The following is a 24,028-nucleotide window of genomic DNA, read 5'->3' on the forward strand; positions in this document are numbered from 1 at the left end:
GAAAATATATCCACGGTAAATAGAATTAATTTCACGGTAATTCAAATTAATTTCACGGATAAAAATTTTTAACCACTTTTCGACAAACCCATGACCCACAACAAAAAAACTGACCCCTCCATTGACGGGATCAGTTCTCCAAAAAACACTACCTATAATGATTCTATAATCGTTTCTACCATATCTGACGAACGGCGTGCAGCTAATGCTGTGAATTCTGCAAAGCTAGCGGGTGCTTCACCGTTTGCTTTATCAGAGATCGAGCGAATGATCACGAATGGTACTTCATTTAAGAATGAAGCCTGTGCCACTGCTGATCCTTCCATTTCGATACAAGTTCCGTTAAATAGAGCAGAATAGACTTCAACCAGTTCTCGATCAGCGATAAACTGATCACCGCTAAGTACTTTGCCGATCTTCACTTGCGGTCCTTGTAATCGTTCTGCTGCTGTTTCTGCCAGTTTTACTAGCTCGGCATCTGCTCTAAATTCAGAATCAAACGCAAACATCGGAATCGTTCCTTTTGGAAAATCAGGGCTCAATGCAGACGCATCCATATCATGCTGCATCGCACTCGACGAGATAACAATATCTCCTACTTCTAGTTCAGGATCAAGCGCACCTGCTACTCCTGTGAAAAGAACATGAGTGACTTGGAAGCGATCAATAAGAATCTGTGTGGTAATCGCTGCATTTACTTTCCCAACCCCAGACTTACATAAAACGACCTCTTTGTTATGATGTGTGCCTTCATAAAATTTATTTTGAGCAAAAACACTTTCCCCATAGATATCCAGTGCCTCTTTCATATAAACGATTTCTTCGTCCATCGCACCGATGATGCCAATTCTCACTTCGCCCACCTCAACACTTCGTTATTGTTTTGTAGAATCTCTGAATTGAATACGATGAGGCAATACTACCGTATGTTCTTCAACCGTTTCTTTGTTCATCAGTTTTGTTAACAAGCGCATCGCTACCGCTCCGATATCATACATCGGTTGAACGACTGTTGATAATGTTGGACGAACCATCGTAGCCAGTCTTGTGTTATCGAATCCGATTACTTCAAGATCTTCCGGCACGCTCAAACCTCGGTCTTGTGCACCGTGAATCACACCTAATGCCATTTCATCCGTACCTACAAAAACAGCTGAAGGTTTGTTTCCACTGTCTAAGAAGCTTTCGATCGCTTCGATTCCAGAATCATATGTGTATTCACCAACAAATACTTGACTCTCATCAACCTTTTTACCATGTTCTTCTAACGCTTTACGGTAACCATTGAACTTATAATAGCCGTTGATTGGGTCTTCTAGTGGTCCTGTTACCATCGCAACTGAAGAATGACCTTTTTCAAGCAAGTGAGAAACCGCTTCATAAACAGCATTTTGATAGTCGATGTTTACAGATGGGACTTCCTCGTTCATATCAACTGTAGCTGCCATAACGATTGGAACAGCTGCACGTTTGAATTCTTCTACATGCTCTTCTGTAATCTTCCCGCCCATGAATACAATTCCATCTACCTGCTTACCTAGTAAAGTGTTTAACAGATGAATCTCTTTTTCCTTGTTCTGATCAGAGTTACAAAGGATAATGTTGTATTTGTACATGGTTGCAATATCTTCAATACCACGAGCGAGTTCCGCAAAAAAGATGCTAGAGATATCTGGAATGATAACGCCGACCGTTGTTGTTTTCTTACTTGCCAATCCTCGGGCTACTGCATTCGGGCGGTAACCTAACCTTTCAATCGCTTCAAGCACTTTCTTTCTAGTAGATGGCTTGACGTTTGGGTTTCCGTTAACAACACGAGAAACCGTTGCCATTGAGACACCTGCCTCACGAGCTACATCATAAATTGTTGTATTCAAAAAAAATCCTCCTTATATACTGCATATCCGACAGCTATGTAATGCTATTATCATACGATAAAGTAGTAAAGTAGGCAACGAATAGAGACATGTTTCACCATTTATTCATACATTAAAAAAAGAATAAAATAAAATGCACCTATTTTACTTATTTTTGGCGAAAATAGGCAGAATCATACACTTTTTCAGAGTGGTTCTTGATATAAAAAAAACCGGCAGCATTTATCACAAAAAGCTGACCGGTCCTCTACTTATTAAACCATCTGGTTTAGTTTAAGAAAACGAGAAGAAACAAGTTCTTCAACAAACTTTTGAAATTCTTCGATGTTCATCTGCTGTGCAGCATCCGACAAAGCTACGGCAGGGTCTGGATGTACCTCTGCCATCACCCCATCTGCACCGATTGCAAAAGCCGCCTTTGCAGCTGGAAGGAGCAAATCTTTTCTCCCTGTTGAATGCGTGACATCTACAAACACAGGCAGATGTGTCTCTTGTTTTAAAATGGGAACCGCTGTAATATCCAACGTGTTTCGCGTTGCTCGTTCATACGTTCGAATACCTCTTTCACAAAGGATGATCTGTCCATTTCCTTGTGACATGATATATTCAGCTGAGTTGATGAACTCATCAAGTGTTGCAGCGAGTCCTCTTTTTAACAAAACAGGCTTATTGAGCCTTCCAGCTGCTTTTAACAGCTCATAGTTCTGCATGTTTCTAGCACCAATTTGAATGATGTCTAAATACTCACATGCCATATCAAGGTCTTGGGGATGGACGATTTCACTGATTACCGCACAATTGTATTCATCTGCCACTTTTTTCAGAATCTGAAGTCCTTCCACGCCTAAACCTTGGAAATCATAAGGTGACGTTCGAGGTTTGAACGCTCCGCCTCGTAACAACTTCACACCATTCTTCGTAACAGCTTCTGCGACTGAAGCTGTTTGTCCGAAACTTTCTACAGCACACGGCCCAGCAATTAAAATAGGATTTCCGTTTCCGATCTCCAGACCTTTAACAGAAATAACCGTATCTTCAGGTCTTTGTTTTCTCGAGACAAGAAGCTCTTTTTTGTGATTCACTTCTTGTAATTCGAGACCTGCTTTAAATATTTCTTTAAAAAGATGGTGAAGTGTACTCGTTTCAAAGGGTCCTTGGTTCTCTGATGAAACGAGATCTAACATATGCCTTTCTCTAACAGGATCGTACTTCTTCATACCTTGATCGGATTTAATCTTACCGATTCGCTGTACAAGCTCACCTCGTTTATTGATCAATGCTAACAATTCTTTATTTACTTCATCAAGCTCGGTTCGTAACGTGCTTAACTCTAGATGATTCATATATGAGCACCTCAGTATTTATATAATGTAAGAAATATGATACATTTCTAATAATTGGGACGTTTTCTAATCAACTTATAAGACTACCTATACATCTATCGTAACAAAAAGAGGTGCCTTCGTGGACAAAAATCTTTTATTCGCATTAGATATCGGTACACGTTCCGTGGTCGGTATGATTTTAAAACAGCATGAAAACGGAAAGTATGAGATTTTACATAAAAAAATGATCGAACATGAAGAGCGATCTATGCTTGATGGTCAGATCCACCATATCCCAGCTGTTTCCAGAGTGATCCGAAAGATAAAGAATGAGCTTGAACTTGAAGTCGGCCCACTTACAAAGGTTTGCGTTGCTGCAGCAGGGCGAGCTCTTAAGACCATGAAAGGCCGTTCTGAAAAAGATCTTTCACTTGAAGATATCTCTTCACATGAAGAAGTGATCCATATGGAACTTGCAGCCGTTCAACAGGCTCAATACCAGTTAGCGAGCCTATTGGATGAGAACTCGAATTTACTCTACGATTGCGTTGGATATTCTGTTCTGCATTATTACCTCGACGAGCAGGAGATCGGGAGCTTTATCGGTCAGCAAGGTAACAGAGCTAGTGTGGAAGTAATCGCTACTTTCTTACCAAGAGTCGTTGTTGATTCTTTAATGAAAGCTCTAGACGAAGCTGGGCTTGAAATGGAAGCTCTAACGTTAGAACCAATCGCAGCCATTAATGTGCTTATTCCGCCTTCTATGCGTAAGTTAAATGTAGCTCTTGTTGACATTGGAGCAGGTACTTCAGATATCGCGATTACCGCACAAGGGACAGTAATTGCGTATGGTATGGTTCCGGTCGCAGGAGATGAAATTACAGAAGCCATCAGTTCTGCTTTTTTGTTAGATTTTCCTGTAGCTGAGCAGCTTAAACGATCATTAACAGAAGAAGCAGTTGTAACCTATACTGATATCTTAGGGTTCCCATCGCAAAAAGACACATCTGAAGTCATCTCGATGATTGAGTATTCCATAGAAAGTTTAGCAGATGGAATTACGAAGGAAATTCTTCAGTTGAACGCCAAGGCACCTCAGGCGATCATGCTTGTTGGAGGAGGCAGTCTAACACCTCTATTACGTGAGAAAATTGCTGAAATACTAAATCTGCCTATTGAACGCGTAGCGATTCGAGGGCTTAACGCTATCCAATCCTTGATCCCTTCCTTAAAAGAAGAAGGTCCTGAACTCGTAACACCTGTAGGTATCGGTATTGCAGCTAAAGAAAATCCGGTTAAATATGTAACCGTCTCTGTAAATGGAAAGACAATACGTTTGTTTCAAGTGAAAAAACTTACGATTGGTGATGCCTTGATTGCTGGAGGAGCTGATCTTTCTAAGCTTTACGGTAAACCTGGAATGGGATTGATGGTTCGGTTAAATGGTGAAGTGAAGATATTTAAAGGAAAGATCGGTTCAGCTCCTTCCATTGAGATGAATGGCGTTTCATGCACGCTGTCAGATGAAATCTTAGAGGGTGCTATGATTCATTATGAATCAGGACAAAACGGCGAGGATGCAAAGGTTTCCATTCAAGAAGCTTATAACGATCACATTGCAAAAACGTTGTGGGTGAACGGTAAAGCTGAGACGTTTGAAACTCATTATTTTATTAATGAACAACGTGTATGTGCAGATACGTTCATACAAGATAGAGATGATTGCTATTATCGTTTCCCTTCTACCCTTTCAGATATATTTGATCTAAAAGAATGGAGCAGCGAAACAAAACGGACGCATTTTACTATTTTTGTAGATGGTAAGCCTCTTTCCATTCGAACTAAACTCACTGATTCGGTGTATCTGAACGAGCAAAGAGTTAATCTGAACACATTATGGCATGATGGAGATCGATTAGAATATCAACTTACTGAGGAAGAGCAAGTAACTTTAAAACATGTAACGGATGCTCTAGACGTAAATCTGCATCAATCATGTACGGTTATTTTTAACGAGGAAGAATTAACTCTAGTCCGGCCATTCTATAGCTTTTATCGGGAAGAAGAAAAGCTTCGTTTGGATTCAGTCCTTAATCATCAGGAAAGGCTTTTGATGAAAAAAACAGATCTACAACCGTTTATTTTTCAGGATGTGTTTACAGAAGTTGAACTAATACTCCAACCAAAGCCTGGTGAGAGCTTGATTCTGTTAAAGAATGGAGAAAAGGCAGGCTTTCAAACCGAGATTCAAACAGGCGATGAATTGCTATTAAAATTTGAAATGCTTGTTTAAAAACGAAGAAAAAAGCGTAGCATTTCTGCTACGCTTTTGTTTTTTCGTTCGCTTGTGCAAGCTTTTTATTTGTGATGTTCCAATGAGAATCATGCCAAACCACATTATCTCCATCGAAGATTAATACTTGAGGAGATTCGTGCTTCACTCCTGTTTGCTCTGCAATAGCATTGCTTAATGACCTTGCATCTTGAACGTTCAAATAATACAATGTTTCGTTCTCGTTATCTGCTGCAAACTTTTGGAATTCTTTAAAAGCTTCATGACTCACAGGACATGTTGTACTGTTCTTCATCAAAATAATACGGTTTCTTTGTTCTTTGACTAGATTCCAATCTTGTTCGTTCTGTAGTTGAATAAGTGACATATCGATTTCTACCTCCATCATAAAAAGAAAAGAAAAAGAAACAAGTTCTTTTTCTTATCTTTTCATATTCACACGTTACTTATCAATATTTTTGCTCGACTAATTCTTGCTCATTAGCAGGATCATAGTCTAATTTGCCTTCATCTTGGATATCGTCTGTAATCTCACCATACAGTTCAGACGCGTTTTCTTCTTCTTTCGCACGCCATTTATCGATGTCTTTACGAAGGTTTGAAGTAAGATCTTTTACCTTTGTTGCAACTTGATTCGACTGCTCTGATACTGTCTTAACAATGTTTGAGGATTTTTCACGAGCCAAATGAGAGATCTCATTACTTTTATCCTTTAGATAGACAGCTTGTTCATTCAGATCGCTGCGCAATTCCTTTCCTGCTTTAGGCGCTAATAAAAGCGCTGCTGCAGCCCCTAACATACCACCAACAAGAGCACCGATAATAAAATCTTTGCTGTCAATGTTTTGATTGTTGTTGTTGCTCATTTACACTCCTCCTCTAGAATATTGTCTTTGTGTTGTTTCAACATTGGATTTTTTGAGTTTGTATTTTTCCCATAAATTCAATGCTGCATTTCCCCATTGAACCGCTTGCGATATTTGCTTAGACTGTCGCTCTGTTTCAACCGTAATCTGGTCTGTTACTTTGCGAACAGATTGGTTCACCTTTTGAACGGATTGACCGAAATCTTGAACTGCAGAGAACACGTTGTTAAGTGAATCTGATTTCTTTTGAACATCCTCGGCTAACTGGTTTGTTTTATGTAACAAATCGGTTGTCTCGCGCGTTACGCCATCTAATTGCTTCTCTAGACTTTCTAGCGTTACCGCGACATGATTGAGGGTAATTTGTAAAGATTTCAAAGCCCCTGATAAAAAATAAACGAGTACGACAAATGCAACTGCGACTAATGCTACACTGATTGAGATAATGATATCCATTATTCGAGACACCTCCTGAAAGTATATTATTGCTTTTTCCCGAGTTTTTATCAAAGGAAACGTGTTTTTTAATAGTATTCTTTGCCACTTCATTAAAATCCTTTTCTAGAACATTACAAATTGTTTAAATTAAGTTAAAATAAAGAAGATATCAAATATATAGGGGGCTTCTTCAACATGAGAGATCCAAGAATTCAACAACTAGCAAAAAACTTGATTACATATTCGGTAAACCTGCAAAAAGGTGAGAAAGTATTAATTGAAAACTTTGGACTGCAAAAAGAACTCGTGAACGCACTTGTTCAAGAAGCATATGCCGCTGGCGGTTTTCCATTCGTTTTACTAAAAGACCATTCTGTAATGCGCGCTCAATACACACAAGCAACTGAAGAACAGATGGAAATGATCGCGAAGCACGAAGGTGATCTTATGAACCAGATGGATGCTTATATCGGTCTTCGTTCAGGAGACAACATCAACGAGATGTCTGATGTTCCTTCCGAGAAGATGGCACTTTATGAAAAAACGATCTTTGCGATGCACCGTAAGATTCGTATCAAAAAGACGAAATGGTGTGTGCTTCGTTATCCGAACGCATCTATGGCTCAATCTGCTAGCATGAGTACAGAAGCTTTCGAAGACTTCTATTTTGAAGTATGTAACCTAGACTATGGAAAAATGGATGACGCGATGACTGCACTAAAAGATCTGATGGATAAGACGGATAAAGTTCGCTTAACAGGGCCGGGAACTGATTTATCGTTTTCGATCAAAGATATTCCATCCATTAAATGTTCAGGACAAAACAACATTCCAGATGGTGAAGTGTTCACAGCTCCCGTTAAAGATTCCGTTAACGGAACGATTTCGTATAACACGCCATCTCCATATAACGGCTTTACGTTTGAAAATGTACAGTTGACGTTTGAAAACGGAAAGATTGTAAAAGCGACAGCAAACGATTCAGAACGCATCAACAAAATTTTCGATACGGATGAAGGTTCTCGCTATGTAGGTGAATTTGCGATCGGTGTTAACCCGTTCATTAAACATCCGATGAAAGATATTCTTTTCGATGAGAAGATCGACGGCAGCTTCCACTTTACGCCTGGTCAAGCGTATGAAGAAGCGTATAACGGAAATGAATCAAACATCCATTGGGATATGGTCATGATCCAGCGTCCTGATTACGGCGGCGGGGAAATCTTCTTTGACGATGTGTTGATCCGTAAAGATGGCGTTTTCGTTCTGCCTGAATTAGAGCAATTAAACCCTGAGAATTTAAAGTAGGAAAAAGCCTTCTCCATAAAAACATTGGCTTGGTTAAAAGAAAAAGACTTGCCAGCTGGCAAGTCTTTTTTTATTATGGTTTTGCAGTCAGTGTTTCTTCGTATGCTCTTTGGAACTTTTGAATATCTCCAGCACCCATGAACAATAAAACACCGTCTTTGTATTTTTTTAGTACATCCACTTTATCTTCTGTAATGAATTGTGCGTTTGGAATTTTTTCTATCAAATTCTCGATTGATAGATTTCCAGCATTCTCTCTTGCAGAACCAAAAATGTCGCAGAGGTAAACATGATCCGCTTCACTTAGTGCTGCTGCAAATTCGTCTAAGAACGTCTTTGTTCGTGTAAATGTATGTGGTTGGAAAATAGCTACCACTTCACGATTTTTGTACTTATACTTAGTTGCTTCAATCGTTACTTTAATCTCAGTCGGATGATGAGCATAGTCATCGATTAAGATTTGATCCCCAACTGATTTTTCAGAGAATCTTCTTTTAACACCAGTAAAGCTCTTCAATTGCTCTTTGATAATATCCATCGGTAATGTTTCATAATGACAGATCGCAATGACAGCCAGTGCGTTCAGTACGTTATGTGTGCCGTATCCAGGAATCTGGAACGTGCCATAAAACGTGTTGCGAACAAATACATCAAACGTTGTTCCTTCATCACCACGATTAACATTCTTAGCTTGGAAATCATTATGATCGCCAAAGCCATAGAATACGACGGGCACTTGTGCATGAATCTCTTGAAGGTTTGCATCATCACCACATGCGATGATCGCCTTTTTCACCTGCATCGCCATCGCTTGGAATGCACTGATTACATCTTTTAAATCAGAAAAATAATCAGGATGATCAAAATCAATGTTTGTGATAATCGCGTAGTCCGGATTATAAGATAAGAAATGTCTGCGATACTCACATGCTTCAAACACGAAGTATTCACTTCCCTTGCTACCTTTACCTGTTCCATCACCGATTAGATAAGAAGTAGGTTTAGCAGCACCAACAACATGAGCTAATAAACCTGTTGTTGACGTTTTTCCGTGTGATCCTGTCACTGCAATCGATGTAAAGTTAGATAGATACTCTCCAAGGAAATGGTGATATCTATGAATAGGAATATTTTTCTCATTTGCAGCTTGAATCTCTTCATGCTGTTCGCCAAAAGCATTACCTGCGATAATCGTTTGACCCTCTTCAACGTTGTTCTTGTCAAACGGTAACACCGGGATGTTTTTTTCTTCAAGTGCTGTCTGAGTAAAGATGAATTGTTCAATATCAGAACCTTGAACATCATGACCATTGTCATGAAGAATTTGTGCCAACGGGCTCATTCCTGTCCCTTTAATTCCAATAAAATGGTATTTTGTCATGTATAGCCCTCCACAAAAAGAACACCTTCTAAAAGGCCTATTTGTATTATTATATGCCTGCTGTTTGAAACGGTTATTTATGCACAGTCAGGCTTGATTCGGAATACTTGAATCATTATAGCAAAGTTGTTGTCCGTTCACCATGATAGACAAATGATAAAAGTCTAATAGAGCTTTTTATCTATTTTTCCCAACTTCTCCAAAATAATAATAGCAGTTATTCCACTAGCTCTAGTCTTGGATTATGGCGATAGATTCTTCCTGCTTTTGCTTGATGCTGTTCATTCATCATAACGTTATCACCGGTAAACCCAATATTGATCTTTAATAGATTGCTGCCTACCCCATAAATATCTACGGGTACTTTTTGTTCTTCAAACTGCTCGATTCTTTCTTTTTTAAATCCACCGCTGACAACGATTTTAACATGTTGGAAGCCTTCTTCATCCAGCGCTTTTCGAAGTGCAAAGATCAGTTCTGGATTCACACCCCTCGGATCAAACGAACCTAGTACATCAGGGTTTCTAAAGAAATATTGATCGACCATCGTTCGTGAGGTATCAACCCTTACCCCTTTTAATGTCTCTCCAAACTCTCTTGCTACTTTTAAAGCATCTGTAATCACATCGTTGTTATAGTCAACAAGTGAGATAAGATCGTCTTCAGGGTATTTTGCGTGATAAGCTTTCGTAGCTTCTACAATATCGCCATTAAAGATTTGAATGAGAGCATGTGGCATCGTGCCCATCCCTTTTTTACCCCACCATTCATTCATCGCATGCGTAGCTTGAGCGGTTGAACCACCAATATATGATGCATAACCATCTCCGGCTTGCTGTGCAAAATGATCGTCACGGTCTCCCATAAAGATGACCGGCTTCTGAACACCAGATTTACTAGCAGCTTTAACAACATTATAAACATTCGTTGCAACGGACGTTCTTCTGGCTAGAATTCCATCGATCATTCCTTCTAAGAAACCAAAGTTTTGATAAGGGCCCTTGATCGTCAACACTGTTTCAAACGGAGAAATCTTATCTCCATCTTTTAAAGAATGAATCTCTAAAGAATCTACATCCTTAGCAAACGTTTTGATAAGAGCGATCGCTTCATCCGAACCGCACAAGACGGCGTCACTCTTTTGAAAGAACTGCATGGTTACGATATTATCTGGTTTGAATGATTCTACAATCTCACATGTTTTAAGAAAATAAACAGCAGAGAACCAACCTTCTCTGATCCGTTCATCGAATTTAAATGTTTTATTCGTGAGCCGCTTGATTTTTCCTTGCAGCTTTAATTCTATCTCTTTCATTAATTTACTCCTCATGACTTATTCCAAGGTATAAAAGAAAGGGAACTATTCCCCACACTATAATAGCGAACAAGGCACAATAACTCAAGAAAATCATTTGATAGTTAACTGCGGTTCTTATCGAGAAAGCGTAAAAAAATTAATAATATGTCAAATTTGCTGATATAATCGGAAACTTGCCGATAAAAAGCTTTTTCTTGCCGATAAAATCTGTTTCTTGCCGATATAATTTTATTTTTGCCGATATCCTTACTTTCTGTTAAATTGCAGACTAAGCCAATCTGCTTATAAAAAGAAAGAGCCGATGTAAGGCGTGCCCCACAATCAGCTCTTTCCTATAAACTTATTACTCAACACCGCTATATAATCGATTCTCTAGTTCTTCTTGTGTAAGAAGAACATGTCTTGGTTTACTTCCCATCGTTTCAGAGACGAGGCCGAAGCTTTCCATCATGTCTACTAATCTTGCGGCACGGTTGTAACCAATTCTAAATCTTCGCTGCAAGCTAGAAGAGGATGCTGCACCTACTTCAATAACATAATAACAAGCTTCTTCAAAAAGTTCGTCTTCTACTTCTGTTGTTTGCTGATGCTGAATCAGTTCTTCACGAGTAAAAAGATACTCTGTTTGATACTCTTCTTTTACGTATCGTGTTACTTCTTCAATTTCTTCATCAGATACGAACGTTCCTTGAATACGCACCGCTTTGTTCGAGCCATTCTCCATAAAGAGCATATCGCCTCGTCCTAATAATCGTTCTGCACCACTCATATCTAGAATGGTCCGTGAATCGATCGCGGACGAAACTGCGAATGCTGTACGAGTTGGCACATTGGCTTTGATCAGTCCTGTGATAACATCTACTGATGGCCGCTGTGTCGCAAGTAGAAGATGGATACCACATGCTCTTGCTTTCTGAGCAATTCGGCAGATCGCTTCTTCAACTTCTTGCGGTGAAACCATCATCAGGTCAGCCAACTCATCAATTACTACAACAATATACGGCATCTTGTTTTTATAATGCTGCTCTTCTTCCATCTTTTGATTGTAACGCTTTATCTCTCGTACGCCTGTTTTTGCAAACTCTTCGTAACGACGTTCCATTTCTTCGACCGCCCATTTTAAAGCAGCCGTAGCTTCTTTTGCATCTGTGATAACAGGGGTCACTAGGTGCGGAATGTGATTGTATGGTGCAAGCTCGACCATCTTAGGATCGACAAGCAACAATCTCACATCTTCCGGCTTTGCTTTATACAGCAAGCTCACAAGTATAGAGTTGATACAAACGCTCTTTCCTGATCCTGTCGCTCCTGCTATTAGTCCGTGAGGCATCTTTTGAAGATCGGTCACTACAGGTGCCCCTGAAATATCTAATCCGAGAGCCACAGTTAAGGAAGATGCTGAATCCTTAAACACATCATCTTCAATGATCTCACGTAAATAAACCGCTCTGCTATGCTGGTTCGGAACTTCTATGCCAATTGCATTCTTTCCAGGAATCGGCGCTTCAATTCTTATGTCACGAGCAGCCAGACTAAGTTTTATATCATCTGTAAGGTTAGTGATCTTGTTTACCTTAACGCCTGGAGCAGGTTGAACTTCAAACCTTGTTACGGCAGGACCTTTTGTCATGTGAACTACTTTTGCATTCACATTAAAGTTATCCAGTGTTGACTGAAGTGTGTTCTTTTGTTCGTTTAACCAAAGATCATCATCTTCGAGTGAAACCTTAGCTTTATTTAATAATGACAAAGGTACAAACAACTGGTTATTTACAGCTTCAGTTCTTTGATGGATGTTTAACTCAGTTCTTGTTGCTTGTCTGCCCTCTGACCTTTGAATTTCTGGTTTTGAAACAGGACGTGTTAATGACTTCCTGTCCTTTTTTAGCATCAACACATTAAAAGGAACGAATTGCCCGCCACTTTTTGGGGTTTCTTTCTTCGGCTGTGTTTGTTCATTAACTGCATTTTCTTGCTCTTGCTTTTCTTGTACTATACTAGGAGTTATCTCTTGAACAGGCTGTGTCTCAGGTCTTTCCGTGCCTTTTTCAGCAACTTCAGACACATCAACAGGTTCACTGATTTGGTTTTGTTTCTCCACACTCAAATTGTGAACCTCGTGATTCTCCTCTGACACATAGACAATATCGGGCTCAACTATCATTTCAAGAGAATTAATAGGCTGTTCTTCATCTACTAAATCCGGATTAGTATCTATTACTTCTTCTACGACTTGTATTTGGCTTTGATCAACGATGCTATTGTTTGCCTTCTGAATATGAGAAGCCTCACTTACAATCTCTTGCTCTTGAGAAATCGTTGAACTTTCTGTTGTTGCAGCAGGTAAAACTTCTTCAACAGACTTTAAAAGTTCTTCAGTCACAGAATCCTTTTCAGGTATATCTCTGCCGATGAATAAAATACCTTCAGGCTTTCTCTTTCCATATCCGTAAACAGGGGATGGAACATCTGTTGGTGTAAACCTTGATTTCACCTCAGGAGTCGCTTCCTTTTGTTCCGGCTTAATCTGTGCATCACTTTTGTTATTTCTTCTTTCGTATCCGTAAACAGGTGAAGGAACGTTTGAAGCTTTGAAAGCTTGCCGTTTTGGTTCTTGGTTAAAGCCTGAAGACTTCCCTTTAGGTCTTTTATTCTCATTTTGATGAGTACGTTGCTCACGAACAGGACGTTCTTCTCTGTATGACTTTTCATCCCTAACAGGATCTTTATACGAGTGTGTCTCTTTCTGCTGATATGTATGTCTTTGTGCAGTTGGTTTTACCGTTTTTTCATCAGGGATCACAGGAAAACGAAATGGTGCATTCTCGGGATACTTGTGCAGCATTTTCGCAGGATGCTGAATATTTGATGGAGACGGTTTTCTTCCATTGCTTACAAAAGGAGCTGGTTTAGTCCTCGGATTATTTTCCATTTTTTCAGTCGATTGCTGTTTTTTTACAGGCTCCTGGCTTTTAGTTCTCTCTTCCTCATAGAAGGAATCATCTTCATTTTCATCGTCAAAAAACGTGTTCATTAATTTTTTTATCCAACTCATCTTCTCACCTATTTCTGTTGGTTGTTTCTTTATTGTAGCGAAAATAGAAGAGAAACAATAGTATAAATATTCATCTATAGCACATGCATGTTAAAAGATAAGAAATAAAAACCACTAGATGATCTAGCGGCTTTTATTATCAATCAATCTGTTGTTTCTTCTTCTATTGGTCTATTCTTGGCTAAAATAAAGACAGGTTCTAACTCTTTGTTGTCATACATAAACGGTAAAGCTGTGATCGGCACTCGTCCGTTCATAAAAAATTGCATCGCCATCTGAGCCAAGATATCGTATCCTTGCTTATTCTTTATATCTGCAACGATCAACACATCCTGATGTGGTATAGCTACTGCCATTTCTCCAGAGATTTTCTTCTTCATCTCTTCTAAGAAAGCAATGTTTAGAATTCTGCTCGCATCGTATCCATCGTTATGGTTTAAAAAGAAGAACGTATTTCCAGCAACTTGATCTTCTTTATGATCTGTTGATAAACGTTTTACATTGAACTTTGCCGAATCAAGTATTTGAGACTCTTCAACCTTTAACTCCCTCATCTTATTATTCGTAAGAAGCTTATAGGTTTTGCCTAGGTCTAAAGCATAATATATCCTTGTCTCTGCTGTGTGCTCTTGATAAAAAAGTTCTTCTCCATCTGACGTTTCCATAGGAAAGGATGCAGAACGAATAACTGGAAAGATGCGTGATAAAGTATTTGAAAGCTCTCCTTCATGAGAAGCGGCATTCAATCCTTCTTCTACGTAATACACCAGTTTATCAATAAGCTCATCTTTTTCTTTTGACCAGCGCGCACTAAGCCCACCAAGTGATAAGGTTACACCTTTACCTGTTTCCTTATTTGTAATCCGAAGCGTTTCCTCTTCTCTATCGTATGAAAATTCTCGGGTTGGACTCATCAATTTCTCTTGTAGAGTTTTCTTTAGTTTAATGGTACTGCTCATCTATGAATCCTCCTTTCCTAAACAACGGGTTACACGTAACGTGAAAAACCTCCTAATGGAGGTTTTTGTTCACTTACTTGCTGTTCTCTTCTTTATATTCTACTACTACTTCTGTTCCTAGTCCGCCACGGGCGTTCCAGTTTCCAACTACTTTAATGTACTTTGGCTTAAGTAATTTTACTAGATCTTCCAAAATACGATTTGTAGCATGCTCTTGGTAGATTCCAACGTTACGATATGAAGTGAGGTAATACTTTAAAGACTTCATTTCTACAAGATCTTCATTTGGAATATAGCTGATGATAATATCAGCAAAGTCAGGTAGACCTGACCAAGGACATACAGATGTGAATTCAGTAGTAGGAATAGTTACCATTGTATCTTTTCCTACATACTCATAAGGAATGGTTTCTAATATATCAACAAGGATTACGTTCTCATCTTGGATGTCAAAACGAATACCTTCATATTTGCTGTGATTTACTTCAACTTTAGCCATCAAAAAAACTTCCCTTCACGTAAAAAAATCATTTTTTGTTATTATAGCATACTCTTTTGACCTATTTTGAAGGAATGTTAAGCTCTTCTAAAAAGGCAACAATCTGCTCTTTTGTTTTTCTCTCTTTATTGACATAACGGCCGATCTCTTCGCCGTCTTTGAATGCTAGGAAGCTAGGGATTCCAAAAATATCAAACTCCTGACAAAGTTCGATCAGTTCGTCACGATCTACGTATACAAATTGAAAGTTAGCATATTCTTCTTCGATTTCAGGCAAGATTGGTTTGATTACTACACAGTCTGGGCACCAATCTGCAGAAAAAACAGCTATCGTAACGTCCTTTTTAATTACTTCTTTAAATTGTTCGATCGATTTCATGTTTTCCATTATGATCGTCTCCTTATTGATTCAGCTTCATATCGCCGAATTTAATATATCCTTTTTTTCTTAACCATTCTGAAAGTATCAGACTAATGATAATTGGACCTATAAAATGCAAAATAAATATAGCAAGAAACGTTTCAAAGGTAAAGCCCATCGTCCTGAGCGTCATAATTTGCCCTACTAGACCACTTGTACCCATCCCTGCTCCTGCTGGAATATTCTCCATCTGAAAATAAAGTGTTCCGATGGGAGCTAATAAGATTCCCGCAACCGTTGGTGGTATTAAAATATACGGATTTCTCACGACATTAGGAAACTGTAGTTTTGATGTTCCGATTCCTTGGGTAAGCCAGCCTCCGAATCCATTTTCCCGGTATGAACTTGTGGCAAACCCAATCATTTGTGCCGCACAACCAATCGTTGCTGCACCAGCCGCTAGCCCCTCAAGACCAAGCATCATTGCTATTGCTGCTGATGAAATCGGACCTGTCAATGCAAATCCGAGCAATATAGCTACTAAGATCCCCATAATTAGAGGACGCTGATCAGTCGACCACATAACGAGTTGGCCAAACGCCTTCATGAATTGATCGATTCCCGGCCCAATAAATGTAGCAATCGTAAAACCTGTAAAAATGGTAACTGCAGGAGTAATTAAAATATCAAACTTTGTTTCTTCAGATACTAACTTTCCTACTTCTACAGCTATTAACGACGCGACATAACATCCAGCTACACTCCCAAGATCGGCTCCTGCTGCCCCCGCTATACCCGCTGAAAATATGACGAGTGGAGGCGCCTTTAAACCGTACGCCACAGCCGTACCAATCACTGGACCCATTAAAGTCATCGCTAATTGTCCCATATCTGTAAAGAATGGCAGCGAGAGTTGCTCACCGATCGTCTTAAGTATCAATCCTATAATAAGCGAAGCCATCAATCCTAGTGCAAAATATTGAAACCCCGTAATAAAATACGTTTTGGGTGAAAGACTTACCCCTTTTTTATTTAGAAAATCCCTCATTTAAAATGACTCCTTTAGCTAATCTGTTAAACATGTCCCTCAAACATTATAACTTGTTTTAAACCCATGTAAAGACAGGTGTAAAGTTAATTGGTTTTACAAACAATTCTTTTTACTTCGAAACTTAAAATAATTCAAAAAAGACCGATAAAATGGCAGGGGGGAATTCATATGAACTTGTCGATACGAAGAAGAGTGCGACTGATGCTTTTCATCAGTTTAGCCGGAATGGTACTATTACTTGCATTTATTGGATTATTTTTATGGCAGAACACCCAAATGGAAGAAGAAAGAGATTCAGTACAACTAACATTACGTTCTAGTAATGATATTCAGAGTAAATTTAATGAAGTGCGTAAACTTGAACAAGAGTATTTAAGAGATCCTAGCACAGAGGCAAAAGAAAAGGTGCTAACTTCATTAAGTGACTTGCAAAAGGAAACAAGTAAAGTAGCAAAAGAAACGAATAGTTCTTCTTTAAAAGGAATAGAAAAAGACTTGTCTGCTTATCAAACATCATTTAATTCAGCCACAAGTCTTACTACTCAACTTAATGCGTTAAAACAGATGATGACAGAGACATCTAACAACTTTTATGCTTCTGTAAAAGCGATGAACGACCAAGCATTATTGATCACATTGTTACAGATGCAAACGTATGAAAAAGAAGTACATATAAAATATGACAGTACGACTGTTGAAAACTTTAAAGAAAGTGCTCAAACGTTTGATCGAATGTTGGATGAAAAAAATTTGCCAGCCGATCAGTTGTCTACTTTTAAATCAAACTTATTAAAATATACAACCTCTGCAGATACGATCCAAACGATCACAAAAAAAATCGGGGATGATATTTCAACTTTTGAAAAGATCGCAAATGTTGTAGATCAATCAACAAAAGATGCAGAGAGCAAATTACAGAAAGAAAACGCAGAACTGATAAAAAGTCAAAAATCAGTAAAGTTCTGGCTAACGATTAGTTTAATAGGATTAAGTATCGTAATCTTATCAATACTAAGTGTGATCGGTGTTTGGCTATTACGCTCTATACAATCTTCTATCTCGGTTCTAAAAGAAGGTGCTTCCATTATTGGTGATGGTGATCTGTCTTACCGCGTAGAGACTAATTCTAAGGATGAAATGGGAGAACTAGCTCAAACTTTCAATCGTATGGCTGAAAAAATGCAAAAATCAATGAACGAAGTGAGAGATGCAGCCGAGAAACTTACGAGTTCATCTCAAAATTTAGCAGCTGTATCAGAAGAGACTACCGCACAGAGTGATGAAGTGACAGAAGCGATCTCACAAGTAGCAACAGGGGCTCAAAGTCAAGCTGATCATTTGCAAGAATGTACTCTTCTCCTGTCTGATGTGACCGGATATATTAAAGAAACGGCTTCGATCAGTGATGAGATCGCTTCAGATGCTATTCAAGCCGAGAACGATGGAAAAGCCGGATCGAGTATCGTTCATCAACTAAATACCCATTCTGAGAACTTTTTAGAATTAGCTCAAAGTCTCATCTCAGAAATTCAAGATGCGAGTAATCAATCCAAACAGATTAATTCCATTGTTGAAACGATTCAAGAGATAGCTGGAAGTACAGATCTTCTTGCACTTAATGCAGCCATAGAATCCGCAAGAGCTGGTGAAGCCGGCAGAGGCTTTTCGGTCGTTGCCAGTGAAGTAAGAAAGCTTGCAGAACGTTCTAAGAACGAAGCGCTAAGAATTCAGCAACTTGTTAAGTCGATGACGAATCAGATGGAACTTTTATCAAAAGAAACGGTGCGCTTTGAACAATATCGTGTTGATCAAGTTGAATCTGTTCAACAGACAGAAAAAGCGTTCTCAAGTATCATTCAAAATGTATCTCAGATTAACGGAAGAATCTCTCAAGTAAAAAGTGCGATCGGCCGGGTTGAATCCGCTAATGAAAACTTATCTGAAAAGCTCTTTGAAGTAAGTGCGATATCAGAAGAATCTGTTGCTACGAGTGAACAAGTTAGCGCTTCAAGCATTCACCAAAAAGAAGCCATCCACCAAGTGAACATTGCTGCAACAGAACTGCAAGAAATTGCACTCACATTGCAAGAAGAGGTAGATCAATTTTCTTTAGGTGAAAGAGAATCTCTAATCGCTGATGAAGAGGTAGGATTTATCGATACTTACCATGAAGCAGCAGCAACAGTTGATGATAGTGATGCAGAAGAGTTTATAGCTCAAGACGATGATTACAGAGAAGAAATTGAAGCAGAGACAGAAGTAACTCCTGATCACCATGTTGACATAGAGGAAATAGAGAATGATACGGAGTTTGTTCATTCTTTAGATCGTGAAACTAAAAAAGATTAAATTTTAAAACCCGGTGATCACTCACCGGGTTTAATAATTTCCACTCAATTGAGTATATTTTCTATGTTCTTTATACGTATTGGAAAAGAAATGACTCCATGTACCGTCCTGTTTTGCAACAAAGTAAAAATAGTCGTGTTCTTCAGGATCTGCCGCAGCTTTTAATGAGGGAAGATCCGGACTTGAAATCGGTCCTGGCGGCAAACCCTTATTAATATAGGTATTATACGGACTTTGAATTTTGAGGTCTCTTCTTTTCAGGGTTGCTTTAGGCTTTTCAAGCAAGTATTGAACGGTGGAACATGATTGCAGCTTCTTACCTTCTTTTAAACGATTGACAAAAACACCAGCAATTCTACGTTTCTCTTCGTTTAATAAAGCTTCCTTCTCAATAATAGAAGCCAACGTGATCATTTCATAAGAAGTTTGGTTTGTATGAATTGTTAAACCTTTCGTTTCTTCGACCATTCTTTCCGTCATTTGATGAATAACTTCATCCGCTCTCATTTTCTTCTCAAAATAATAAGTGTCTGGAAAAAGAAGGCCTTCCACAGCAAATTTTGTATTGGATTTCTTTACTTTCTTATTTATTCCTAATTGTTCTTGTTGATTATCAGTTAATGTATCCCACGACTTTGCTGCTTCAAGAAATTGATTTTTATCCACAATTCCAGTTTTGTTTAATCGAACTGCAATCTCTATAACTGTCAAACCTTCTGGAATGATCACTTCGATGGCTTCTGTTTCATTTTCCAAAGTAAACAGATCTTGCAGAATCTTTTTATACCCTTTTCCTTGTTTAATTGTATGTTCTCCTGCTACAACTTTACTTTTCTTTCCTGTAATCGTTGCATAAACGGTAAATAAAAATGGGCTTTTAATAAATTCTTTTTCTCTTAAATGCTCGGATATCGTTTTAAAATCACTGTTTTCTTTTATAACAAAAGCCTTCTCTGCTGTTCCTTCAGGAGGTGAGACTTCATATAAGACCCAACCAACACACAAAGCGATGAGGATAACAAACAAGATCAGTACTCTTTTTGAATATGAGTTCAAAGTTAAAATCCGCCTAACGTTTTTGTTTCTAATTTCCCCTGATTATTTTTATTCATACAAAAAAGGCTGTTAGGTAAGGTATACAAACCTTACTAACAACCTTCTTGTTAAAATATATACTCCGTAATTGCATCGCGTTTTTAAATTTTTATTTGTTCATACTGTATATATATTGCCCTAAAAGGATCGTGGAAATATGCAAGAACATCTCACTTCGAGACAGCATACCACTGGTAAAGACACCTATCGCTCCATCCTTTTTTCTGATCTCAGGGTCTCTTGTTAACTCACCCATCAATGTTCCAAGTTCCTTCCCCTGCTTAAGACCTGTTACGATCAATGAAGGCAACAAAATACGAGCTCCTGCAGCTGAAAGAACGTTTCCCTCTTGGTCTGCCACCGCTCCCCAGTTACATAAATACATCCCATCTTCAAGCTCCATAACACCGCCTTCAAACCCAATACCTATGTCTGCCCCTTGCTTTACACAATCTTTCGCACGGTTGATAGCACCGATCTTGGTTTCCTCATCAGAAAAAGGCTGGGCCGAAACCAATGAATCAGAAGAGTAGGAAACGAGTTCAGATTCCTGAAAGTACTCTATAAACGGCTGAGCTGCTTTTATTTTTGCAGGATTAGATGATCCAATTCCAATTTTCATCACACGCTCATCCTCAGCTGTTTTCTAAAATCGTTCTTAATGTGGATTCATCTGCTGTTTTAACAAGTCTTATTAGCAATTCTTTTGCGGCAGCATAATCATCTACATGTATCATAGAAGCATGCGTGTGAATATAACGAGAACAGATCCCTATTACTGCAGAAGGCACACCATTTCCGGAGACATGTACACTTCCTGCATCTGTTCCACCTTGTGAAATGAAATACTGGTAGGGAATTTTATGCGTTTCAGCTGTATCTAAGATATATTCTCTCATACCACGGTGAGTTACCATCGTTCTATCTAGAATTCTTAACAACGCACCTTTTCCAAGTTGTCCAAATTCACTTTTATCCCCCATCATGTCATTCGCCGGACTTGCGTCTAATGCAAAAAACAGGTCAGGTTGAATCAAGTTCGCTGCCGTTTTTGAACCTCTCAGTCCAACTTCTTCTTGAACAGTAGCACCACTATACAATTCGTTAGGTAACGTTTCATCCTTTAATTCTTTTAATAATTCAATCGCTAAACCGACACCGTATCGATTGTCCCATGCTTTCGCCATGATTTTCTTCGGATTGGCCATCGGTGTAAAAGGACAGATCGGAACGATTTGCTGCCCCGGCCTTACACCCAGGTTATGAACTTCTTGATCGTTATCTGCGCCAATATCTATGTACATATTCTTAATACCCATCGGTCTGTTACGCTGATCCTCGGAAAGAAGATGAGGTGGAGTCGAGCCGATAATACCTGTTATAACATCACCTTTATCTGTGTAAATATTTACGCGTTGAGCTAACAGCACTTGGCTCCACCAGCCACCCAACTCTTGAAATTTAAGCATACCGTTCTTCGTAACCTTTGTAACCATGAAACCGACTTCATCCATGTGCCCCGCTACCATAATCTTTGGACCGTTTCCTTTTTTTACACCAAAGATGCTGCCAAGACCATCTTGAATAATTTCATCTGATACAGGTTCGATCTCTTTACGGACAAACTTACGAACATCTCTTTCAAAACCTGGAGCACCAGGCAATTCAGTCAATGTTTTAAACAAGTCGAGTGTTTCTTTATTCATATAAAAACAACCCCTTCTAATTAGTCACATGTACAGTTTTATTGTACACCTAATAAGAAGGGGTTTTCTATACTTATAAACGTTCTAGATTTCGTAAGTGATCGGATCGACTGCTCCAGCTTCTTTAAAACCTTTTAAACGTAAAACACAGCTATCACATTGTCCGCAAGCTGCTTCTTTTCCATTGTAGCAAGAAGTTGTTAGATCATATGGTACTTCAAGAGAAAGACCTTTTTCAATCGTCTCCTTTTTAGACAGAGAGATCAATGGTGTTTCTACGGAAATGTTTTTCCCTGTCACACCCGCTTTTGTTGCTAGATTGATCGTTTCCTCCATGCTCTGAATGAATTCAGGACGGCAATCTGGATAGCCGCTATAATCAACCGCCGAAACGCCTGTGTAAACGGCTGTAGCTCCGATTACTTCTGCATAAGCGCTTGCGAGCGATAAGAAAATCATGTTTCTAGCAGGTACGTAAGTTACAGGAATACCTTCTTCTGCCTCAGTTGGAACTTCTACCTTTTCATCAGTTAGTGCACTTCCACCTATATCTTTTAAAAAGGTAAGGTCTACAATTCTATGGTCTGCTACACCATAGTGCTTGCCGACTTCGATCGCTTGTTCAACTTCTCGATTATGGCGTTGTCCATAGTGAAAAGTAATCGGGTACAAGTCATATCCTTCCGCTTTTGCGATCCCCATGCAAGTTGTGCTATCAAGTCCTCCACTTAAAACTATAACCGCTTTTTTGTTCATGGTTAAACCCCTCTCTCTTCTGGATGCCAGATCACTTTATGAAGCTGAAGACTGAGCTTTGCATTTGGGAGTGGATTCTCTAATAGAAGTTCAACAAGACGCCTTGGAGGCATGCTTTCCCAAACAGGGCTTACAGAGATCTGACCATTTCTGTAATGTTCAGAGACCACTTGTTTCGTTATCTCAAAATCGTTCACTGATCCAACAACGAATTTGATCTCGTCTTGATGCTGAAGCTCTTTGAAGTTATCCATGTGCATTCTGTCCATCTCACCAGAGGCTGGGAGCTTGTAGTCCATTACGAATCTCATCTTTTTTTGTAAATCATGGTGAGAGTTGCGTAATTGCTCAAACGGCTGTAAATCGATAGCCCCGTTCGTTTCAATGTGGATATCTACAATATGTTCTAAGTCAGCCATCGCTAAAAGCAAGGCAGCTGATTTTTCTCGGTGGATTAAAGGTTCTCCACCAGTAAAACAGATTCGTTGCGATCGAAACGACTTAATCGTATTCACGATCTCTTCTATTGTAGCTTCAAATTCTGGTTTAGCAGGTGCATAACTGTATGTTGTATCACACCACGTACAGCGAAGATTGCAATGAAAAACACGTACAAAAACCGTTGGATACCCAGCTTGTAGTCCTTCACCTTCTACTGTTTCAAAGATTTCGACCATAGGAACTTTCCAGTGCTTCCAAATGTCTCTAGACGGCAGATCAAACATCATTCTCCACCATCCATTCTCTTTTCATTACAGCATAGCTAGTAGGTGTCTCATATAATTTAAGTTCTTCTATCCTGTGACCTTGATCACTTAGCCCTCTATCGTTCAGTTGAAGATCAATTTGTTCCCAAATCCAAACGATCATATTCTCAGCAGTTGTATTCATCGGAGGAAGAACTTCATTTAAGTATTGATGATCTAATTTGCTGTCTATAGCTGATTTAAAAATCTCTTTGATCTCTCCAAAATCAACGGCAATGCCGATTGAATTCACAAAGCCACTCATTGTGATTACGAGTTTGTATGTGTGACCGTGGAGATTCTTACATTTTCCATCATAGCAATGCAGATGATGTGCTGCATCAAACGTAAACTCTTTGCATACAGCAACTCTCTTATTATGGTACTTTAATTGCTCGCTCTTAATGTCACGACCAAGTATTTGAACATCTGTTGGAATTTTATAAGTCATTCCTGTTCATCCTTTCAAGTGGAGCACGAAAACAAAAAAACTCTGCTAAAAACGCAGAGAGTGTAAATGTTCATTCTTCACGCTCCCTAGTTTTGTTTTAAGAGGGGTGGGAATTTCGAACCCTCCATCTTTATCAAGAGTATCTTATCAAAAAAGCACAAGAAAAAGAAGGCTTTTCTTTGTTATACTGTTTA

22 protein-coding genes are annotated in these 24,028 nt (G+C 39.0%); 3 read left to right on the plus strand and 19 right to left on the minus strand.

Annotated elements, in window-relative coordinates; genetic code table 11:
* Window positions 1-152: 152 nt before the first annotated feature.
* The 3 genes from HU823_RS16310 to HU823_RS16320 form a co-directional block, all read right to left on the minus strand.
* Window positions 153-854: a 5'-methylthioadenosine/adenosylhomocysteine nucleosidase gene (locus HU823_RS16310; RefSeq protein ID WP_197222696.1), complete on the minus strand. Its 702-nt coding sequence runs from the start codon at window positions 852-854 to the stop codon at window positions 153-155.
* Between the two features lie 21 nt (window positions 855-875).
* Window positions 876-1,877, minus strand: coding sequence for a catabolite control protein A (gene ccpA, locus HU823_RS16315; protein ID WP_144698580.1), 1,002 nt, complete (start codon window positions 1,875-1,877; stop codon window positions 876-878).
* A gap of 254 nt (window positions 1,878-2,131) precedes the next feature.
* Window positions 2,132-3,220, minus strand: a complete 1,089-nt coding sequence (locus tag HU823_RS16320) for a bifunctional 3-deoxy-7-phosphoheptulonate synthase/chorismate mutase (RefSeq protein ID WP_197222697.1) — start codon at window positions 3,218-3,220, stop codon at window positions 2,132-2,134.
* 121 nt (window positions 3,221-3,341) lie between these two features.
* Here HU823_RS16320 and HU823_RS16325 point away from each other — a divergent pair, with 121 nt between their 5' ends.
* Window positions 3,342-5,495 carry a cell division protein FtsA gene (locus tag HU823_RS16325; protein WP_197222698.1) on the plus strand — a complete coding sequence of 718 codons (2,154 nt, stop codon included), beginning with the start codon at window positions 3,342-3,344 and terminating at the stop codon, window positions 5,493-5,495.
* 28 nt (window positions 5,496-5,523) lie between these two features.
* Here HU823_RS16325 and ytxJ read toward each other — a convergent pair whose 3' ends face one another.
* The 3 genes from ytxJ to HU823_RS16340 form a co-directional block, all read right to left on the minus strand.
* Entirely contained in the window at window positions 5,524-5,862 is a 339-nt protein-coding gene (ytxJ, locus tag HU823_RS16330; protein WP_144698574.1) for a bacillithiol system redox-active protein YtxJ, read from the minus strand.
* A gap of 82 nt (window positions 5,863-5,944) precedes the next feature.
* Window positions 5,945-6,361: a YtxH domain-containing protein gene (locus HU823_RS16335; protein WP_191751970.1), complete on the minus strand. Its 417-nt coding sequence runs from the start codon at window positions 6,359-6,361 to the stop codon at window positions 5,945-5,947.
* The gene (locus HU823_RS16340; RefSeq protein WP_066396872.1) at window positions 6,362-6,817 is read right to left on the minus strand and encodes a DUF948 domain-containing protein; all 456 of its coding nucleotides are present in this window, start codon (window positions 6,815-6,817) and stop codon (window positions 6,362-6,364) included.
* A gap of 177 nt (window positions 6,818-6,994) precedes the next feature.
* Here HU823_RS16340 and HU823_RS16345 point away from each other — a divergent pair, with 177 nt between their 5' ends.
* A complete protein-coding gene (locus HU823_RS16345) occupies window positions 6,995-8,107 on the plus strand; it encodes an aminopeptidase (RefSeq protein WP_144698570.1) in 1,113 nt (370 codons plus the stop codon).
* Between the two features lie 73 nt (window positions 8,108-8,180).
* Here the strand turns inward: HU823_RS16345 and murC are convergent, their stop codons facing one another.
* The 7 genes from murC to HU823_RS16380 all read right to left on the minus strand — a co-directional run bounded on the left by murC (window position 8,181) and on the right by HU823_RS16380 (window position 16,728).
* Complete coding sequence (gene murC, locus HU823_RS16350) at window positions 8,181-9,488, minus strand: UDP-N-acetylmuramate--L-alanine ligase (protein WP_144698568.1); 1,308 nt, start codon at window positions 9,486-9,488, stop codon at window positions 8,181-8,183.
* A 217-nt stretch (window positions 9,489-9,705) separates the two neighbouring features.
* Complete coding sequence (locus HU823_RS16355) at window positions 9,706-10,803, minus strand: nicotinate phosphoribosyltransferase (RefSeq protein WP_144698566.1); 1,098 nt, start codon at window positions 10,801-10,803, stop codon at window positions 9,706-9,708.
* Between the two features lie 346 nt (window positions 10,804-11,149).
* Window positions 11,150-13,861, minus strand: coding sequence for a DNA translocase FtsK (locus HU823_RS16360; protein WP_197222699.1), 2,712 nt, complete (start codon window positions 13,859-13,861; stop codon window positions 11,150-11,152).
* Window positions 13,862-14,004: 143 nt separating this feature from the next.
* Window positions 14,005-14,820, minus strand: a complete 816-nt coding sequence (locus HU823_RS16365; RefSeq protein ID WP_197222700.1) for a DUF1444 family protein — start codon at window positions 14,818-14,820, stop codon at window positions 14,005-14,007.
* A gap of 73 nt (window positions 14,821-14,893) precedes the next feature.
* Complete coding sequence (queF, locus tag HU823_RS16370; protein ID WP_066396893.1) at window positions 14,894-15,319, minus strand: preQ(1) synthase; 426 nt, start codon at window positions 15,317-15,319, stop codon at window positions 14,894-14,896.
* Between the two features lie 61 nt (window positions 15,320-15,380).
* Window positions 15,381-15,707 carry a thioredoxin family protein gene (locus HU823_RS16375; RefSeq protein ID WP_144698561.1) on the minus strand — a complete coding sequence of 109 codons (327 nt, stop codon included), beginning with the start codon at window positions 15,705-15,707 and terminating at the stop codon, window positions 15,381-15,383.
* Between the two features lie 13 nt (window positions 15,708-15,720).
* Window positions 15,721-16,728, minus strand: a complete 1,008-nt coding sequence (locus HU823_RS16380; protein ID WP_197222701.1) for a PTS transporter subunit IIC — start codon at window positions 16,726-16,728, stop codon at window positions 15,721-15,723.
* Window positions 16,729-16,899: 171 nt separating this feature from the next.
* Between HU823_RS16380 and HU823_RS16385 the strand changes: the two genes are divergently transcribed.
* Complete coding sequence (locus tag HU823_RS16385) at window positions 16,900-19,080, plus strand: methyl-accepting chemotaxis protein (RefSeq protein WP_197222702.1); 2,181 nt, start codon at window positions 16,900-16,902, stop codon at window positions 19,078-19,080.
* Window positions 19,081-19,110: 30 nt separating this feature from the next.
* Here HU823_RS16385 and mltG read toward each other — a convergent pair whose 3' ends face one another.
* From mltG to queD, 6 genes are all read right to left on the minus strand, one after another.
* Window positions 19,111-20,136 (minus strand): endolytic transglycosylase MltG, encoded by a 1,026-nt coding sequence (gene mltG / locus HU823_RS16390; RefSeq protein ID WP_197222703.1) that lies wholly within the window; start codon window positions 20,134-20,136, stop codon window positions 19,111-19,113.
* Between the two features lie 148 nt (window positions 20,137-20,284).
* A complete protein-coding gene (locus tag HU823_RS16395) occupies window positions 20,285-20,797 on the minus strand; it encodes a DUF84 family protein (protein WP_197222704.1) in 513 nt (170 codons plus the stop codon).
* Window positions 20,798-20,810: 13 nt separating this feature from the next.
* Window positions 20,811-21,881, minus strand: coding sequence for a M42 family metallopeptidase (locus HU823_RS16400; RefSeq protein ID WP_197222705.1), 1,071 nt, complete (start codon window positions 21,879-21,881; stop codon window positions 20,811-20,813).
* An 84-nt stretch (window positions 21,882-21,965) separates the two neighbouring features.
* On the minus strand, window positions 21,966-22,637 hold the full coding sequence (queC, locus tag HU823_RS16405; protein ID WP_197222706.1) for a 7-cyano-7-deazaguanine synthase QueC: 672 nt from the start codon (window positions 22,635-22,637) through the stop codon (window positions 21,966-21,968).
* Between the two features lie 2 nt (window positions 22,638-22,639).
* Window positions 22,640-23,365: a 7-carboxy-7-deazaguanine synthase QueE gene (locus HU823_RS16410; protein ID WP_144698547.1), complete on the minus strand. Its 726-nt coding sequence runs from the start codon at window positions 23,363-23,365 to the stop codon at window positions 22,640-22,642.
* Window positions 23,355-23,834 carry a 6-carboxytetrahydropterin synthase QueD gene (queD, locus tag HU823_RS16415; protein WP_144698545.1) on the minus strand — a complete coding sequence of 160 codons (480 nt, stop codon included), beginning with the start codon at window positions 23,832-23,834 and terminating at the stop codon, window positions 23,355-23,357. The genes HU823_RS16410 and queD overlap by 11 nt, the downstream gene beginning before the upstream one ends.
* Window positions 23,835-24,028 lie beyond the last annotated feature (194 nt).

Origin of the sequence: Fictibacillus sp. 18YEL24 (assembly GCF_015903855.1) — a bacterium.
GTDB lineage: Bacteria > Bacillota > Bacilli > Bacillales > Fictibacillaceae > Fictibacillus > Fictibacillus phosphorivorans_C.